Origin of the sequence: Shewanella sp. BJSY2023SW007, assembly GCF_047314525.1 — a bacterium.
Classification (GTDB): Bacteria; Pseudomonadota; Gammaproteobacteria; order Enterobacterales; family Shewanellaceae; genus Shewanella; species Shewanella chilikensis.
On the sequence record NZ_JBKORL010000076.1, the window covers coordinates 1 to 17154 of the forward strand.

Sequence of the window (17154 nt, forward strand, 5' to 3'; positions counted from 1 at the left end):
ATGTTTGTTTGGCGACTACAGAGTATCACCAACAGGCAGTTGATCTCTCCTCACCGTTTAACCATGAGTGGTGCACTTATTATCTGAATTCGGGCTTTGGATATTTGGCTGGCTTCAACAAGATGAGAACGACATAAACCGAAAGTCTTCTGTCCTCTTAAACAACGTTGCGCCACTTCAACCAAAAAGTTTCCTCGTCGCTCCCATTTTCCCATTGGCCACTCCTGAGCAAAGCTTAAATACAAACTCTCCCAACTTCACAATAAAATAATAACAAGCTTTCTGCGACTGCGATATTGAGTAATACTGATACCATTATGAGTCACGCCAATAGCCAATGTTAAAAATAGAATTGCTCGAGAGTTTTATTGCTGTGGCCGAATGCGGCAATTTATCCAAGGCTGCAGAAAAAGTCTGTCGCACCCCGTCGGCATTGAGCTTACAGATCAAAAAGCTGGAAGAAAGTGTCGGTCAACCACTGTTGCTCCGAGACAATCGAGGCGTGGTACTGACCGAATCCGGCAATACCCTGCTCAACTACGCCTATAAGATGATGCAACTCAACACCCAGGCCCTGGATGAGCTGAAAGACTGTCAGAATCGCGAAGTGATTCGCCTTGGCGTTCCCACAGATTATATTACCTATTATCTGGACAACTGCCTGCTGGAATTTGTCCGTGAGTTCACCTGTATTGAGTTGGTCATAGACACAGATGTCAGCGGCAATCTGTATAAGCGGTTGCATCAAGGGGAATTCGACCTGATAGTGGCGACCCATTGGCAGCCTCCGGTGCAGGGAGAGCTCCTGTTCGAACGACGTTTTCATTGGGTGGCCGCCAAGAACGGCAGTGCCCATAAACGGGAAACGATTCCCATGGCACTTTACCCGGAAAACTGCCCCATCAGAGCTCAGGTGTTTGCCAACCACCAACTGTCGATGCGGCCCATCAATGTGCTGCTTTCCACCCCCTCACCCCAAGCCTTGTGCATGGCGGTCGAAAATGATTTGAGCATAGCTCCGATTGCCGAATTCAGGATCAACGACAAGATGCAGATCCTCGATCCCATAGAGCATGATCTCCCTCCCTTGCCCGTGTTCAATGAATCTCTCTATCTCAATCCGGAGAGCCAAACTGAAGCCTGCAATCAACTCATCGCCCTGTTGAAGGCCAATCTCAAAAACAGAAACACGGCCGTAGAATAAGATGAAAGCCGGCTAGTGCCGGCTTTCATCTTAATTAACTACCACTTGAGTTTACTCAGATCACATTGAATGGTTTCGCCCTTTTTGGCTGGTGTGCCCGGCTGCTTGGCTGATTCACACAAGAGTGTTGTACCATAGTCATTGCGTTTGTCGTGGGCATTGCTTCTGGCCCAAACCGAGACTATCGCTCTCTCTTCCGGCTTGGCTTCGCAGCTGCCATCAACATCGAAGGCATGGATGGTGTTCTGGTGAAAATACAACAGGGGATCGCGTTCACTGCTGCCGGAAAGCCACATTGCATCGACATTGGGTTGCCCGGCATCGAAGCGGACCCGGCGCATCTTGTCATTCTCTTTTACAGTTTCCAACAAAGGTGAATCGGCTTTGATTGCCAGGCTCTTGAACTGATTGGTGCAAGCCGGCAGCCTCATGTTGTAGTACATTTCAGAAATGGCATGGTTGTGAAACGGGTAAAGAGTATCGACCGACTGTACTGTCATACCTACTTCGGCGCCGACTTTCTCACCATTGATGCTGTCAATTCTCAGTAGTCCCCAGTGACCAAAGATCTCTGCATAAGCATAACCGCCACGAACATTATTGAAGTTCTTGTCATTGCGCTTGCTTTCTTCGGCATACATGGGGAACCAACCGGCAGCGGCCCACAGGTTGGGCAAGGCGTTGGCACTGATGTCATAGGGGAAAGCCGATGGCATCTTCACCTCATCACCTGTGACCATTTTGTAGAAGTTATCAGTAAAGATTTTTCCCTGCTTTTGCACCTGTTTATTGGTGACTTTCTGCTTGAAGAATTCATTAAAGCTCATGCGTTTCGCCCACTGAGCCACCGGGGATTTTTGCTCCAGTTCCCCTCCTGGGCTGTAGATCCAATTGACATCACGGCGAGCCCCGAAACAAATTTTGGCACTTTGGGGATTGTGCAATACCTGATAGATATTTTTCACCATCAGCTGCATATCGCGGCGATCCATTACGCAGAACTTTTGTCCACCGGCGCTGGTGTCGTAAATAGCCTCATCCGAGTTCAGGCAATGAGCTTGCTCGCCATTGGTGAGCGCCTGGGCAAAGCCATTTAAATAACGCAATGTTTCATCCCAGAGAATATCGACATACTTTTGATCTTGTTTGGAATACTCTGGCGTTTCACCCAAACAGACAAAGCTTGCATTTTCAATATCAGCCGAGTCTAAAAAATCCGGTAACTTTTCTGCCATCGCTGTATTGGAAATCAGCAGTGAAATTAATATTAGTTTCTTATTCATCACCTGGAACCTCAATTATATTTAGAGTAAATATCAGGCAAAGCATATACTTGGAATCCATTCCAAAAATGTTGCCTGAACACAGGCAACAAAAAAGATAACAGAATGAAAAAGAGTTGTGAGCCAGCAAACAAAAAAGGCCCACTTGTGATCAAGTGAGCCTATCATTGAATTAAAACAGCAGTTGCAGGGACTATTTTAATCAAAGATATTTACGGGTCATGCTGCCGGTGGAGGAAACTTGAGGCAGCATATAAACCCTTTCATTATTCCTTATGTTTATCGTATTTAAAGGTATGGCAATTACTGCACAGAGGTTTTTTAGGCTGGTGTTCACCATGACACTCAACACAAGGCAGGTCTTTACCATAATGCAAGTTGTCATGGGGATTTTGCCATCTGTCCTCACCACTGCGGGCTGTCTTTTTTGCCAGCTCATCGACATCGTGGCACTTAAGGCAGGCACCATCTGAAGGGTACTGCTTAAGCCCTTGGTCGTGACATACCTTACAATCCTTGCCTATCACTGCCTTGTGATAATCGCGCTGCTGAACGGCATGAACCGATACCGAAGTTAGCCCTGCCAACAGCAGTGCCCATACTAAGTTTGCTTTCTTCATTATTGAGTCCTCTCTCACCGTTCAATTCAGGCTTGCATCATGCTGCGGGCCGCAGTCATACCCATCACCATACATTCGGGAATAGAGCAGCTTCCCAGGCGGCTAACGCCGTGGATGCCGCCACACACTTCCCCTGCGGCATAGAGTCCGGCAACCGGCTTACCTGTGAGGCTATCTTTGACTTCAGCCTTGGTGTTCACCTGGACTCCGCCCTGGCAGTAATGCACCTTGGGCCACAGACGCACCACAGTGAAAGGCGCTTCAATATACTTATCTTTTGCCTTGGTCATGTTCTTGCCAAACTGCTTGTCTTCACCGCTATTGACATAGCGGTTGTACTCTTCGATTTGTGCCTTGAGTGGTTTCAAAGGCACCTCAAAGTGCTTGGCCAGTGCCTCCAGTGAGTCAAACTTCCAACCCACATTGTATTTGAGCACCTTGGCGGTATTGGGGTGCTGTTTGGAGTCCTTGTAGCTGGTGATCAAGATAGGTGGCAGCGGTTCTCCCTTAGCGTCGCGACAGGCCAACTCGGCATCGGCGCGGGTCTTGCGGTCGGCAATTTCATTCATAAAGCGCTTACCTGTCATGCGGTTAATCGCAATTGAATGAGGGAAGTTGAAGATGGAATAGTTGGAAACATAACCAAAACCGCCCTCATCGGGAGAGGCCCAGGGCCCGGACTGAATATGTGCCAGATGCACAGGCACAGCGCCGAGACGGAACATCTCCAACATACCTTCACCTGTGGCGCCGGGAGTATTGGTACAACCCACTTCATGGGTCAGAGTCGGATCCTGCGCCATTCGCAGGCCGATATTCTGGGCAAAGCCACCGGTTGCCATCAAGACACCGCGCTTGGACTTGATATACACCAACTTGCCAGAGTCCGCTTCGCCGAAGTAATAACCCTGACGCATCTTCACCCCTTCGACGCGACCATCCTTGCCGAGGACAAAGCCCTCAAACTTGGAGCGGTTATGGGTCTTGACTCCGATACGCTGACACTCTTTATACAAAGGCTGGGTAATACCTGCGCCGCAACTGACCGCGGTTTGATAAGTACGGGCAACCGAGTGACCACCCAATTGTTGCAGGTAAGGATGGTATTCGGCACCGGCATCCAGGGTCATCTGCAAGGCTTCCACCGCGTGTGAAGCCACATGACGCAGCAGTTCCTCATCGGCGATACCCCGGCCCGATTTCAACTGATCGGCAACCATCTGTTCTACTGAGTCCTTAACACCTTCCTGTTGCTGCATAGGTGTACCCGGTGCGGCGAACAAGCCACCGTTAATGGCAGAGTTACCACCGAAATAAGGCATCTTTTCAAAGACATGCACATCTTTGGCGCCTTTGCGGGTCGCCTCAATGGCCGCTGCCAAACCGGCAAACCCTGAACCGATAATCAGCACTTCAACTTCTTTATCCCAACTCACATCCGTGGCTTTTTCCGATACAGCCAACACGGGAGCAGCCACGGCAACTCCGGCAGCGGCGCCAACGCCCTTAATAAAATTACGGCGTCCCAGCAGATCTACTTTGCTCATCTGTCATCACCTTTTTCGTTTTAATTGACACTGGTATCTTAGGGATGGAATCAATTCCAAAACGGGAGTTAAGCGTCAGTTGCTTTTTAAACAAAAGGGCAACATTTAAAAATGACATCTGGCTTGGGTTTTAACTGCAAAGCTGGACAAGTGACATTTTTTGGAACGGTTTCCAAACTTCGCCACAGCCCACAAGACAGGCAAGAAATCAGGGGAAAAGAGAGCAATTGATAAACAGCTATGACTTTGGCTCTTTCTCAAGCTCAAAAGCTAATCTAAGTCAAAGTTAGCCAAGCACTGACTCAATAGAAGGAATATCAACAGAAAAGCTGGGGTGGAGCCGTATTGTTGGGGCCTAACTGTATTCAGGACAGGTCACAACAAACAGTTTGGGGGCCCAGAGACCCCCTTTTTTAGACGAGGATCAGCCGACTTTAATCAGAGTGCGGCCGCTGATTTCACCTTTAACGATTTGCGCTGCGGCCTCGGGTACCTGCTCCAGAGTGATTTCATGACAAGCCTCTTGATAGTAACTCTCAGGCAACAGAGCCACTATCTGCTCCCAGGCAGCACGGCGCTTGGCGGCCGGGCACTGCACCGAGTCTATTCCCAGCAGGCTGACGCCACGAAGAATAAAGGGCATTACCGTGGTTGGCAGGGCAAAGCCCCCCGCCAGGCCACAAATCGCGGCGACCCCAGCATAATTCAGCTGTGACAAGGCGCTGGCCAGCACCTTATTCCCTACGGTATCTACTACGGCGGCCCAGCGCTGCTTATCCAGTGGTCTGGCATCCTGCTCAAGCTCGCTGCGCTCAATTACATCACTGGCACCAAGCTGCTTGAGCCAGGTCGCATTCTGCTCCAGACGGCCTGTACCGGCGACAACCTTAAAGCCGAGTTTAGCCAGCAGCGTCACGGCCACCGAGCCGACCCCACCACTGGCACCTGTTACCAGCACCTCACCATCTTTCGGTTTGATCCCAGCTTGCTGCAACGCTTGTACACACAGCATGGCCGTGAGGCCGGCGGTGCCTATCATCATCGACTTGGCGGCTGTGCAACCCAGTGGCATAGGCACCAGCCAGTCACCCTTGACTCTGGCACTCTCGGCCATACCGCCCCAATGGTTTTCGCCAACGCCCCAGCCGGTGAGGATAACCTCATCGCCTGGCTGATAATCCGGATGGGCCGACTCTCGTACCACACCGGCAAAGTCGATACCCGGCACCATGGGGAATTGACGAATAATCTTGCCAAGCCCGGTCACCGCCAGGCCGTCTTTGTAGTTCAGTGAGCTGTAGGCAACATCGACCAGAACATCCCCCTCAGGCAGATCGCTGTCTTGCAACTGAGTGACTTGGGCCAGGGTCTGTTTATCGTTTTGGGTCAATACCAGTGCCTTAAACATGATTACCGCTCCTGCTGTTAAAAATACAAATTCAAGACTAATGGAAAAAAACGCGACGGGACACAAGAGCATTAGCAGAGTGTCGAGGCGTGCAACTCATGGGTTATTTCGCAGCTTGGTTCACATTCGATAATCCCAATCTGTTGCCCTGGCCTCATTACTTGGCTCTACCACTGCGGAATTATTAACGAAATACCAACATCTAAAACTACTTCAGCGCCAACGCCTTAAGCTTACGGTATAGGGTGTTGCGGCTAATCCCCAAGCGGCGTGCCGCTTCACTGACGTTACCATTGCAAGCCAGCCAGGTGTCGCGAATTTGCGTCTGCATTTGGCGGTGCAGATTGTTGCCCGGCGCGGGTACCAGACCGGTCACAGTCTCTTCTGTAGCCACCAAGGTCTGCTGCAGACTTTCAGGCAGCGTTTGCCAGTTGAGTTCAGGGAACTCTTCGGCCATCAAACAGGCTACCTGCATCAGGTTATCCAGCTCCCGTAGGTTTCCCGGCCAATGATATTGCAGCAATCGCTGCTCCAGCACAGGACACAGGCTCTGGGGCCGAACTCGATAGCGCTGGTGCAATTTGTGGATCAGACGCCGCAGGTCGCTTCGCTGGCGCAATGCAGGCAGTGTGACCTGCAAGCCATTGAGCCGGTAATAGAGATCGGCGCGAAAGGCCCCCTGCTGCACCAATGCTGGTAAGTCCATATGAGTGGCGGCAATCACCTGAATGTCGACGCTGTGTGCCTGATTACTGCCAATGGGCACCACCTCGCGCTCCTGCAACACCCTAAGCAAACGGCTCTGGGCCGCCAGGGGCATCTCGCCTATTTCATCCAGAAACAGGGATCCCTGGTGCGCCTGACGTATTTTGCCGACATATCCCTGCCTGGAAGCTCCGGTAAAGGCACCCGCCTGATAACCAAACAGCTCTGATTCCACCAGCTCCGCCGGGATCGCGGCGCAGTTGACTGCCACAAAAGGCTGCTGGTGCCTGGGACTTTGCACATGCAGCTGTTTGACAAACTGCTCCTTGCCCACTCCGGTTTCCCCCAGGATCAGCAAAGGGATATTTCGTACCAACACCTTACGCGCCTGCTGCCAGGCTTGATCCAACCTGGGTTCTTTAAAAGCAGCGCTGCTTTCTCTGCTCTCTCGGCTCTGGCTCGCTCGAACCACAGGCTTGGTATGTTGAGGCCGCTCCAACGCCTGGGTTCTGAACACCAATCCCTGCTGCAAGCGGCCGCTGCCCCGGTTCAATACCTGAGGGGACAAGGCCTGGTGAATTTGGCCCAGGTTGATGCCTTTGAGTAGTTGCCTTGCCATAGGGTTGGCGCCCAGCACCCGTCCATCAAGGTCGAGCACCAATACGCCTTGCCAGCCTGAATGCAGCAGGGCCTGCTGCGGCGCCAGATCCAATCGAACAGCAGCGCCGGGAAGTCGGCACAATAAAGCCAGCTCCAACTGCTGCGCCAAACTGGACACCAAAATGGCTGTCTTTGGGGTATGGATTTGCTGCTCACTGGTGATATCCAAGGCTCCCAGCAACTCACCGTCCGGGGAGAACAGCGGGCTGGCGGTGCAACTCATAAATCTGTGGCTCTTGATAAAGTGCTGCTCACCGATAACCGAAACACACTGGCGTTCGCTGAGTGCCGCGGCTATGGCATTGGTCCCCTTGTATTGCTCCAGCCAGTTGACCCCGGTATCCAGGGCAATATTGGCAAGCTTTTGTGAGTAGCGGCTCACGCCCCAGTGCTGCAGCACAAAACCTTGAGGATCCGAGAGGATGAGCCGGCTCTGAGTTCGCCCCATAAGTTGATTGAACAGTGGCAGTGCACTGTGCTCCACGGCTTGCAGCAGCCGGCCATGGCGCTGGCGCCGCTCATCAAGGGCTGCAGTATTGAGCCTGAGTTCATCGGGTATGGCGGCGGGATTGAGCCCGGCCCCCTGACAACGTTGCCAGGAAGCCGATAACCAGGATTGGGAATGGGTCTTGAGTGTCATAGCCCTGCTCCATTCTGGTACACCTGTGTGTACCTTTTTGCCACAGTTTGCGCGATAGACAACTCGAGTACCCGGCACCACGCCAAGATACAGCAATCGCAAATTTAGTTTTTCATCATACTGTTAGCACAATAAATGAACAAGCAGGCTCACACTGGCCCGGCCTTTGCGTTTACCTGAGCCAAGGCCGCTGTGGCCGAACAGATAAATACAAGAAAAACCTTTCAACAAGACGAGGAAACTCACCATGATTTATGCCCAACCCGGCACTCAGGGTGCCCTGCTGCAGTTCAAGGATAAGTACGACAATTTTATTGGTGGAAAGTGGCTCGCGCCGGTTGGCGGACAATACTTTGATAACCGTACCCCGGTCACCGGCGAAGTCTTCTGTCAGGCCGCCCGCTCTGATGCCCGGGATATCGAGTTGGCGCTGGATGCGGCCCATGCCGCCAAAGAGAGTTGGGGCAAGACTTCAGTCACCGAACGGGCCAATCTGTTACTGCGCATTGCCGATCGAGTAGAGCAGAGGTTGGAGATGCTGGCAGTGGCCGAAACCTGGGAAAACGGTAAGGCGGTCAGGGAAACCCTCAATGCCGATTTACCCCTGTTGGTGGACCACTTCCGTTACTTTGCCGGCTGTATTCGCGCGCAGGAAGGCAGCGCTGCCGATATTGATGCCACCACGGTCAGCTATCACTTTCCCGAACCTTTGGGCGTGGTTGGGCAGATCATTCCCTGGAACTTTCCACTCTTGATGGCGGCCTGGAAGATAGCCCCGGCACTGGCGGCCGGCAACTGTATCGTACTCAAGCCAGCTGAGCAGACACCGGTTTCCATCATGGTACTGCTGGAGCAGGTTCAGGATTTGCTGCCTGCCGGGGTGCTTAATGTCGTCAACGGCTTTGGCGCCGAGGCGGGTCAAGCGTTGGCCACCAGCAAACGCATCGCCAAGTTGGCTTTCACGGGGTCAACCGAAGTGGGTTATCACATACTCAAGTGCGCCGCTGAGTCACTGATCCCCTCGACCATGGAGCTGGGCGGGAAATCCCCCAACATCTATTTTGCCGATGTCCTGGAACAGGAAGACGATTATCTGGATAAGGCGGTCGAAGGCATGTTGCTGGCCTTCTTCAACCAGGGTGAAGTCTGCACCTGTCCCAGCCGGGTACTGATCCAGGAGTCCATCTACGACAAATTTATCGAGCGGGTCATCGCCAGAGCCCAGAGTATCAAACAGGGAGATCCGCTGGATACCGACACTCAGGTCGGCGCTCAAGCGTCACAGGAGCAGTTTGATAAAATACTCAGCTATCTGGAAATTGGTCGCAATGAAGGCGCCAAGATACTGCTTGGCGGTCAGGCCAACAGCCTGCCGGGCTCCCAGAGTCAGGGCTATTATGTTACCCCGACAATACTCAGCGGCCATAACCGGATGCGGGTATTTCAGGAGGAGATCTTTGGCCCAGTGGTGGCTGTAACCACCTTCAAAGATGAAGCAGAAGCACTCAGCATTGCCAACGACACTCAGTATGGTTTGGGTGCCGGCGTCTGGACCCGGGATATGAATCGGGCACAGCGTATGGGGCGGGGGATCCAAGCAGGACGAGTCTGGATCAACTGCTATCATGCCTATCCGGCACATGCCGCTTTCGGAGGATACAAGAAGTCAGGTATCGGCCGGGAGACCCACAAAATGATGCTGTCTCACTACCAAAATACCAAGAATCTGCTGGTGAGTTACTCCACCAGTCCCTTGGGTTTCTTCTAAATCAAACACAGTCAAAACAAGCCCGGCTTCTGTCGGGCTTTTAATTGCACAAAACCAATACATTAAATTAACATTTGCGAATACAAAGAATATCAACAGATCAACTATTGAAAGAGATTTTCACAAATACTAGTATTGTTTAGCTACAACAAGAAACATAAATAACAATATCTAAACAATTTCATAGGGAGTTGGTATGTTAAAAGAGAAATTGCTGGCGAACGCCATTCGCTTTTCACTTTTTGCAGCAACGGGTTTTGCTTCTCTGGCAGTGGCCTCTCCGGCCATGGCAGAGGAACAAAATGAGCAGCAGATTGAAAAAATCCAGGTAACAGGTTCACGCATTATGCGTGAGGGCGCTATTGCCCCCAGCCCGGTTACCGTTATTTCGGGCGAGTCTCTGATTAAAACAGGGGCCGTTAACATAGGTGAAGCACTCAACGAACTGCCAGCTCTGGCAAACACTTACTCACTGGCCAACTCGGGAAGCTCTATCGGTACTGCCGGTCTGAACTTGTTGGATCTGCGTGGCATGGGCGCAGCCAGAACCCTGGTACTGGTCGATGGCAAGCGTCATGTGGCCAGTAGCCCAGGCACATCCTCTGTCGACGTGAACACCATTCCAACCGAATGGGTCGATAGTGTTGAAATCATCACTGGTGGCGCCTCGGCGATTTACGGTGCCGATGCGGTTACCGGTGTTGTTAACTTCAAGATGAAGAAGAAGATTGAAGGCTTCTCAGCCTCTGCCGCCGCCGGTATTGCCGATGACAGCGACTACAATAACCAGCGCTTCAGTCTGGCCTATGGTTCCAACTTTGATAATGATCGCGGTAACGCGGCTATCTCGGTCGAATACTCACAGCAAGATCGCCTCGGAATGCTGGAACGTGACCAAACAGCGGTTTCTTGGAGCGAGCTCAATAATACTATCGATGACAGCACTGTTAAGCAGCTGCTGCCAAATGCCGGTTACTGGGGGATCAATAATGCCGGTGTTGTTGGCTTCTATGGCGGAACACCGGGTTATTATAGCTTCAACCCGGACGGTACTCCGAAAACTATTGGTCTAGGTGAAATCACGGACGGTATAAAATGTGCCGGTGAGGGTTGTGACTATATCAACCTGCGTCAGTGGGAAGAACTGCAGCCCGAGTTTGATCGTACCACCATCAACTTCAAGACCAACTATGACTTTACCGATAACCTGAACGGTTATTTCGAGGCTAAGTGGAGCCGAACCAATGCCACCACTTCAGGGCAACCGGCGTTCTTCTTCTTCAGAGATGACTATACGACAGTAACCCGTGATAACCCCTACGTTTCCGATGAACTGGGCGCTTTGATGGATCAGGTCGGCTCAGACTCTGTGGTAGTCAACCGCTTTATGTCGGATCTGGGTCCCCGCACCGAAGATGATGAGCGTACCACCCAAAGGTATGTGCTCGGTCTAAATGGTATAGTGCTGGAAGATTGGGAGATGGAAGCCTATGCCATCTATGGTCAGACAGAGCAGACCCGTACCAATTACAACAACTTGATCTATAAAAATTTCCAGCAGTCTGTAGATGCTATTCGCGATCCTGTCAGCGGCGAAATTGTCTGTCGTGACACAGATGCCCAGGCCGCAGGTTGTGTGCCCGTCAATCTGTTTGGTGACGGAGCGGTAACCCGCGAAGCTGCCGACTGGTTCAGTACTACCACTACAGGTAAATTCAAAATCGAGCAGTATGTAATCGGCGGCTCTATGTCCAACTCTGCCCTGTTTGAGCTGCCTGCCGGTATGGTAGGTTTCGCTTCCGGTATCGAATACCGCAAGGAAAAGAGTCAGAACAACGAAGATCCATTTGCCGCTACCGGCGCCACCTTCTTTAACGCCCTGCAGAGTGAAGGCGGTGATTTCGATGTCAAAGAAATCTATGCCGAGATCTCTGTGCCGCTGCTGGAAGACCTACCTGGTATCCAGAACCTGACTCTGGATGGCGCGGTCCGCTACGCTGACTACTCCACCATTGGCGATGCTACCAGTTGGAAGTTGGGTCTGGACTGGACCATCATAGATTCGCTGCGCCTGCGTTCGACTCTGTCTACCGCTCTGCGCGCCCCTAACATCAGCGAATACTATGGTGCCCAAGGTCAGAACTTCTTCAATGTTGATGACACCTGTAAAACCAGCGAACTGGCCGAGGTAACTCCAGAGCAACGAGCGATTCGTGCTGCCAACTGCGCCGCACTCGGGGTACCAACTGATTTCGATTCCAGCTATGACAGCGCAACCCTCGAAGGGGTTTCCGGTGGTAATGACCAGTTGGAGCCTGAAGAGTCTGACAGCTACACTGTCGGTCTGGTTTATCAGCCTTCATTCGTTGAAGGTCTGGTGATGACGGTGGATTACTGGAACATTGAAATCACAGATGCTATCGCCAATATCGCTGCTCAGGATATTATCAATCGCTGTATCGACTCCCCCACAGGGGTCAACAACCAATACTGTGATTTGCTCACCCGTGACGCCACCTCACACGAGATCACTAACATCATTCAGATTGTGCAGAATATAGCCAAGCAGGAAGCCTCAGGGGTCGACTTCGAAATCGGTTATGACTTCCCGCTATTTGGCGGTGACCTGCGCACCAACCTACTGGGTACCTATCTAATCGAGCGCAACGAATATCCCTTCCAGGATGATTCCTCCGATTATGAAGAGTATGCCGGCACGATAGGTGAAGCACAGTGGCAAGGTCAGTTGGTACTGAACTACAGCTACGACGCCTGGAACCTGAACTGGAAGACACGTTATCTGGACTCGGTAGATCTGTATACTCCGCAGTTCAACGCCGACTATGACGTGCCTTACTCCAATGTCATGAGCTATGGTTCATACAGTGTTACCGACTTGTATGCCACCTACACCATGGACAATGGTCTGGAGTTCGGTCTCGGGATAGACAACGCATTCGACCGTGACCTACCAGGCAGCACCACTGGTACAGGTACCGGCAGCGCCAGCTATGACAACATAGGTCGCTTCTATTACCTGACTGTCAAATACGAGATGTAAGCAATTACCTCGCCTGAAAAAGCCCCTTGAGGGGCTTTTTTACTTTCTAGCGACTTTGCATTCTCACTGAGAGGGGGACACTCCGTTGCTGAATGGTATAATGCCCCAATCTGCATGCAATAAGGTCAACCCGTGTTCCACATCGCCCTCTATGAACCCGAAATTGCCCCCAATACCGGCAACATTATCCGTCTCTGTGCCAACAACGGCTGCGAGCTACACCTGATAGAGCCTTTGGGTTTTGATCTGGAAGAGAAAAAACTGCGCCGGGCCGGGCTGGATTATGGCGACCTGACCCGAGTAAACCGTTACCCTGATTTCCCGCACTTTCTCGCAGCCATGGCGGGCAAACGCATTTTGGCTTGCACCACCAAGGGCAGCCGGCCACATTCCGAGCTCGAGTATCGGCAAGGCGATGTGCTCTTGTTTGGCCCCGAGACTCGCGGCCTGCCTCAGGAAATATTGCAGAGCATTGCTGCAGAGCACAGACTGAGGATCCCCATGGTGCCCTCTAGCCGCAGCCTGAACCTTTCCAATGCAGTGGCTATCATCAGCTATGAAGCATGGCGTCAACAGGGTTTCAGCGGCGCTATATAAATCAGCGAGGTTGCAGTGAGATGGCTCTGTAGGTTTGATAGCTATCCGAGTCCTCATCCAGATAATGCAAATTCTGGCGCCAGAGCCAGCCGTCATTATCGGCTTCGAATAGCAGTTGGATCAGCGCCGGTCGTCCACCGGACTGCCCTTCACCCAGCAGGGAAAATCCGCTGCCCTGATGGTAAAGGGTGAAGGATTGAAAGCGTTCTTCGGTCACACCGTCAAAGTACCAGAGCCCCACACTGGGGTCTTGGTCTCGAAACCACCAGGTTTCACTCAGGGGATGGCGTGCCCCTTCACTGACGCTGAGTAACAACTGACGCTTGTCTTTACTGCAGATGGCATCCAGGCTGAGCTCCTTCGGTGTTTGCCCGCTTTGGGCGCCATCCCCCTGCCAATGGCCATTGAGCGCTTCACAGAATTGACTAAAAGAAGCCTTGCTGGCCCAGGCGGGTTGCCAGGCCAAGGCCAGTGAAATAATAAGCAGGCGTAGAAAGTCAGAAGAGTTCGATATCGTTGTTGTTTTGCTTGAGATGTTCATCTTGATACTGGCTCAAAGCCTCGTGTAGTGGCATTCCCTGCAGCACAAGATCAAACATTTTGCGTTCACAGTCCAGCGAGTATGTCGACTTAATCGTACGCTGTAACATTTTCCAGGCATGTTCCGAGGTGCGGCCATGCTCATCCCGCAAAACTTCTTCAGTCAACGCCAGCCCGGTCACCACATGGTTGAGCCTTTGTGACAGACGATCATAGAACTGAAAAGCCACTATACCTTCATTGACCTTACCGGCCAGATGGCGGCCATGATCAAGGATCTCGGCCGGAGTATTCTCCTGAGTTTCCAACCAGGCATTCACCTCTCGCAATTGCTCCGCCATGTCGGTAAACAGGCTCCCTAAACCGGTGACATTGTGTTCACCATCGGTCAGGGTCAACTCTATCTGGGCTATCGACAACAACAGGAGTTTTACCGTTTCCGAGATATGCAGCCATTGGGCCGAATCGAGTGAATCCAGAGTCGTGGGCGTTTCGAGCTGCTTGTTATCTGTCATGGTCATGGGGATCTCTGTGGCTGAGTGGCAGGCATACAGAAGTTTAGGACATAAAACGCCTTTTGCCTCTTACCTGGCGCGGCCGGTAAACGGCTACCCGGTGTCGTGACTATGAGTTAGTGCCTGAGGCGTTAGTACCCGGGGCATTAGTGCCCGGGAGCTTTTGAACTCTGCCAAATCCCACTGTCGAACCGCGCCTGGAACAGATCAAAGTTTCCCGATAAACAAGCCGATAAATTTCTGTTTTCGTAGCAGATCTATTGCACAGTTTCTGCGACAATCAATGCCAATGCTGTTATTGCCGGAGATCTTATGCACAGACTCAAGAGCCGTATCATCAGAGAGTGGGATTTCAACCACAAAGGCTGGTTGCTGGAGGCTGCCCGCTTCCTGGCCCCAGAGCTACTGGCGTTAACTCTGTGGGACGAGTCTGAGGGTAAGCCGCTGCTGGCCATTTGGCCTACCGAGGCCGACTCCCCCAGCTTGCTGCTGGATCTCACCCAATTTAAGGGGCATCCCCAGGTCTGCCTCTGGCATCAACAGCTCACTCTGCTGGATGAAACCGGGCTCTGGATCTGGGATTCGCTGACAGAAGCTCAGGCGCAGCACTACCCCTTTGCCAATCCGGATGTGCTTTCCATGACAGTGGAGCAGCAACACTTCCATTTTCTGCCATTGCAGCTTTGTCCGCTGGATGACAATCAACTGCTGCTGCGAATGAGTTCCCCTAATACCCGTAAGGGCCGGGCCATTTCCTGGCTATTTATCAAAGAAGATCACTGTCACTTGGTCAACAGATACAAGGAGCCGGACGAACCTGAACTCGCCGACTTAAAGCCGGGCAGCCCTCTCTGGCTTGAAGCGATCCAGGTCTGTAACAAAAAGATTTTCTGCCTCTGTCAGGGGCAATCTGCACCAGACACTCAAGAGGCTATATTGGCAGAATACAAATATGGCCTGCCGGATAGCCTCTTGGGCAAACTTTCCAAAATGCTCGGCAGTGGTCAGGAAAAAGATCTGCTCTTGCAATCGTCTAGCCTTCTGGCACCCGGCAGCGCCCGTTTCAGCGATTGTGGGCCACAGCTGTGGTTAAGCTCCAGAGCCAACAAGCGTTTCGAATGTCATTCGCTGGCAGAGGAACCAAGCCCCTTTGAACTGGCACTGACTCCGGCCCAGAATCTCGGTGACATCAAACCAACCAAGGCTCAAATAAGCTTTATGGATAACAAGCTATTTTTAGTGCACGACAAGCGCAGGTTGAATTTATGTGCAATTCAGGCAAGTAACCCTGTGAGCTCTTTAAATAAAAGTACAGCTTGAGACAGAAATCCTCTATCCGGGATTAATTAAGCGTTGGCGCATAAAAGGAAGGAAGCAAAGCGTGTAAATAACGTTATAAAACAAAAAAGGAAGCCGAAGCTTCCTTTTCAAAGTAACCTGTCTCGCAATTAAGCGATGATCTTAGCTACAACACCAGCACCAACTGTACGGCCACCTTCACGGATTGCGAAGCGCAGACCTTCGTCCATCGCGATTGGGCAGATCAGAGTTACTGTCATCTTGATGTTGTCACCTGGCATTACCATCTCTACGCCTTCTGGCAGTTCGATAGTACCGGTCACGTCAGTTGTACGGAAGTAGAACTGTGGACGGTAGCCTTTGAAGAATGGAGTGTGACGACCACCTTCTTCTTTAGACAGGACGTAAACTTCTGATTCGAACTTGGTGTGTGGAGTGATTGAACCAGGCTTAGCCAGTACTTGACCACGCTCTACTTCATCACGCTTGGTACCACGCAGCAGGATACCGCAGTTCTCACCGGCACGACCTTCGTCCAGCAGCTTACGGAACATTTCTACACCAGTACAGGTGGTCTTGGTAGTGTCGTGGATACCCACGATTTCTACTTCGTCACCAACTTTGATGATACCGCGCTCTACACGACCTGTTACTACAGTACCGCGACCAGAGATTGAGAATACGTCTTCGATAGGCAGCAGGAATGGCTTATCGATATCACGCTCTGGCTCAGGGATGTAGGTATCCAGTGCTTCTGCCAGTTCAATGATCTTGGCTTCCCACTGAGCGTCGCCTTCCAGAGCTTTCAGAGCAGAACCCTGAATTACTGGCAGGTCATCACCTGGGAAATCGTACTCAGACAGCAGTTCACGAACTTCCATCTCTACCAGTTCCAGCAGCTCTTCATCGTCTACCATGTCACACTTGTTCATGAATACGATGATGAAAGGTACACCTACCTGACGAGACAGCAGGATGTGCTCACGAGTCTGTGGCATTGGGCCGTCAGTAGAAGCTACTACCAGGATTGCGCCGTCCATCTGGGCAGCACCGGTGATCATGTTTTTAACATAGTCAGCGTGACCTGGGCAGTCTACGTGGGCGTAGTGACGAGTTGGAGTGTCATACTCGATGTGAGAGGTATTGATGGTAATACCGCGCTCACGCTCTTCTGGAGCGTTATCGATCGCTGCAAAGTCACGCGCCTCACCACCGTAAGTCTTAGACAGTACAGTTGAGATAGCAGCAGTCAGAGTGGTTTTACCATGGTCAACGTGACCAATGGTGCCCACGTTAACGTGGGGCTT

Annotated in this window: 13 protein-coding genes; 5 read left to right on the plus strand and 8 right to left on the minus strand. The window is 51.7% G+C overall.

The window, feature by feature from the left end; all coding sequences use genetic code 11:
• Positions 1-337 precede the first annotated feature (337 nt).
• Positions 338-1204 carry a LysR family transcriptional regulator gene (locus ACMHXE_RS12770; RefSeq protein ID WP_115389432.1) on the plus strand — a complete coding sequence of 289 codons (867 nt, stop codon included), beginning with the start codon at positions 338-340 and terminating at the stop codon, positions 1202-1204.
• A gap of 38 nt (positions 1205-1242) precedes the next feature.
• Here the strand turns inward: ACMHXE_RS12770 and ACMHXE_RS12775 are convergent, their stop codons facing one another.
• From ACMHXE_RS12775 to ACMHXE_RS12795, 5 genes are all read right to left on the minus strand, one after another.
• On the minus strand, positions 1243-2487 hold the full coding sequence (locus tag ACMHXE_RS12775) for a hypothetical protein (RefSeq protein WP_413732417.1): 1245 nt from the start codon (positions 2485-2487) through the stop codon (positions 1243-1245).
• A 266-nt stretch (positions 2488-2753) separates the two neighbouring features.
• A complete protein-coding gene (locus tag ACMHXE_RS12780; RefSeq protein WP_044735439.1) occupies positions 2754-3107 on the minus strand; it encodes a cytochrome c3 family protein in 354 nt (117 codons plus the stop codon).
• A gap of 26 nt (positions 3108-3133) precedes the next feature.
• A complete protein-coding gene (locus ACMHXE_RS12785; RefSeq protein WP_413732420.1) occupies positions 3134-4654 on the minus strand; it encodes a flavocytochrome c in 1521 nt (506 codons plus the stop codon).
• Positions 4655-5078: 424 nt separating this feature from the next.
• On the minus strand, positions 5079-6062 hold the full coding sequence (locus tag ACMHXE_RS12790) for an MDR family oxidoreductase (protein WP_413732421.1): 984 nt from the start codon (positions 6060-6062) through the stop codon (positions 5079-5081).
• A gap of 208 nt (positions 6063-6270) precedes the next feature.
• Positions 6271-8067, minus strand: a complete 1797-nt coding sequence (locus tag ACMHXE_RS12795) for a sigma-54-dependent Fis family transcriptional regulator (protein ID WP_413732423.1) — start codon at positions 8065-8067, stop codon at positions 6271-6273.
• Positions 8068-8314: 247 nt separating this feature from the next.
• On the opposite strand from ACMHXE_RS12795, the gene ACMHXE_RS12800 reads away from it, so the two are divergent.
• From ACMHXE_RS12800 to ACMHXE_RS12810, 3 genes are all read left to right on the plus strand, one after another.
• Entirely contained in the window at positions 8315-9835 is a 1521-nt protein-coding gene (locus ACMHXE_RS12800; protein WP_413732425.1) for an aldehyde dehydrogenase family protein, read from the plus strand.
• A gap of 196 nt (positions 9836-10031) precedes the next feature.
• On the plus strand, positions 10032-12896 hold the full coding sequence (locus ACMHXE_RS12805; protein ID WP_226565228.1) for a TonB-dependent receptor plug domain-containing protein: 2865 nt from the start codon (positions 10032-10034) through the stop codon (positions 12894-12896).
• A gap of 132 nt (positions 12897-13028) precedes the next feature.
• Positions 13029-13493, plus strand: a complete 465-nt coding sequence (locus ACMHXE_RS12810; protein ID WP_221050015.1) for a tRNA (cytidine(34)-2'-O)-methyltransferase — start codon at positions 13029-13031, stop codon at positions 13491-13493.
• A 1-nt stretch (position 13494) separates the two neighbouring features.
• Here ACMHXE_RS12810 and ACMHXE_RS12815 read toward each other — a convergent pair whose 3' ends face one another.
• Positions 13495-14034 (minus strand): hypothetical protein, encoded by a 540-nt coding sequence (locus tag ACMHXE_RS12815; RefSeq protein ID WP_335922193.1) that lies wholly within the window; start codon positions 14032-14034, stop codon positions 13495-13497.
• On the minus strand, positions 13991-14554 hold the full coding sequence (locus tag ACMHXE_RS12820) for a hypothetical protein (protein ID WP_224867119.1): 564 nt from the start codon (positions 14552-14554) through the stop codon (positions 13991-13993). Before ACMHXE_RS12820 ends, ACMHXE_RS12815 begins: the two co-directional genes overlap by 44 nt.
• Before the next feature lie 306 nt (positions 14555-14860).
• Between ACMHXE_RS12820 and ACMHXE_RS12825 the strand changes: the two genes are divergently transcribed.
• Entirely contained in the window at positions 14861-15868 is a 1008-nt protein-coding gene (locus ACMHXE_RS12825) for a hypothetical protein (protein ID WP_335922192.1), read from the plus strand.
• Positions 15869-15996: 128 nt separating this feature from the next.
• Here the strand turns inward: ACMHXE_RS12825 and tuf are convergent.
• A partial coding sequence (gene tuf / locus ACMHXE_RS12830) for an elongation factor Tu (protein WP_413732293.1) occupies positions 15997-17154 on the minus strand: 1158 nt, incomplete at its 5' end.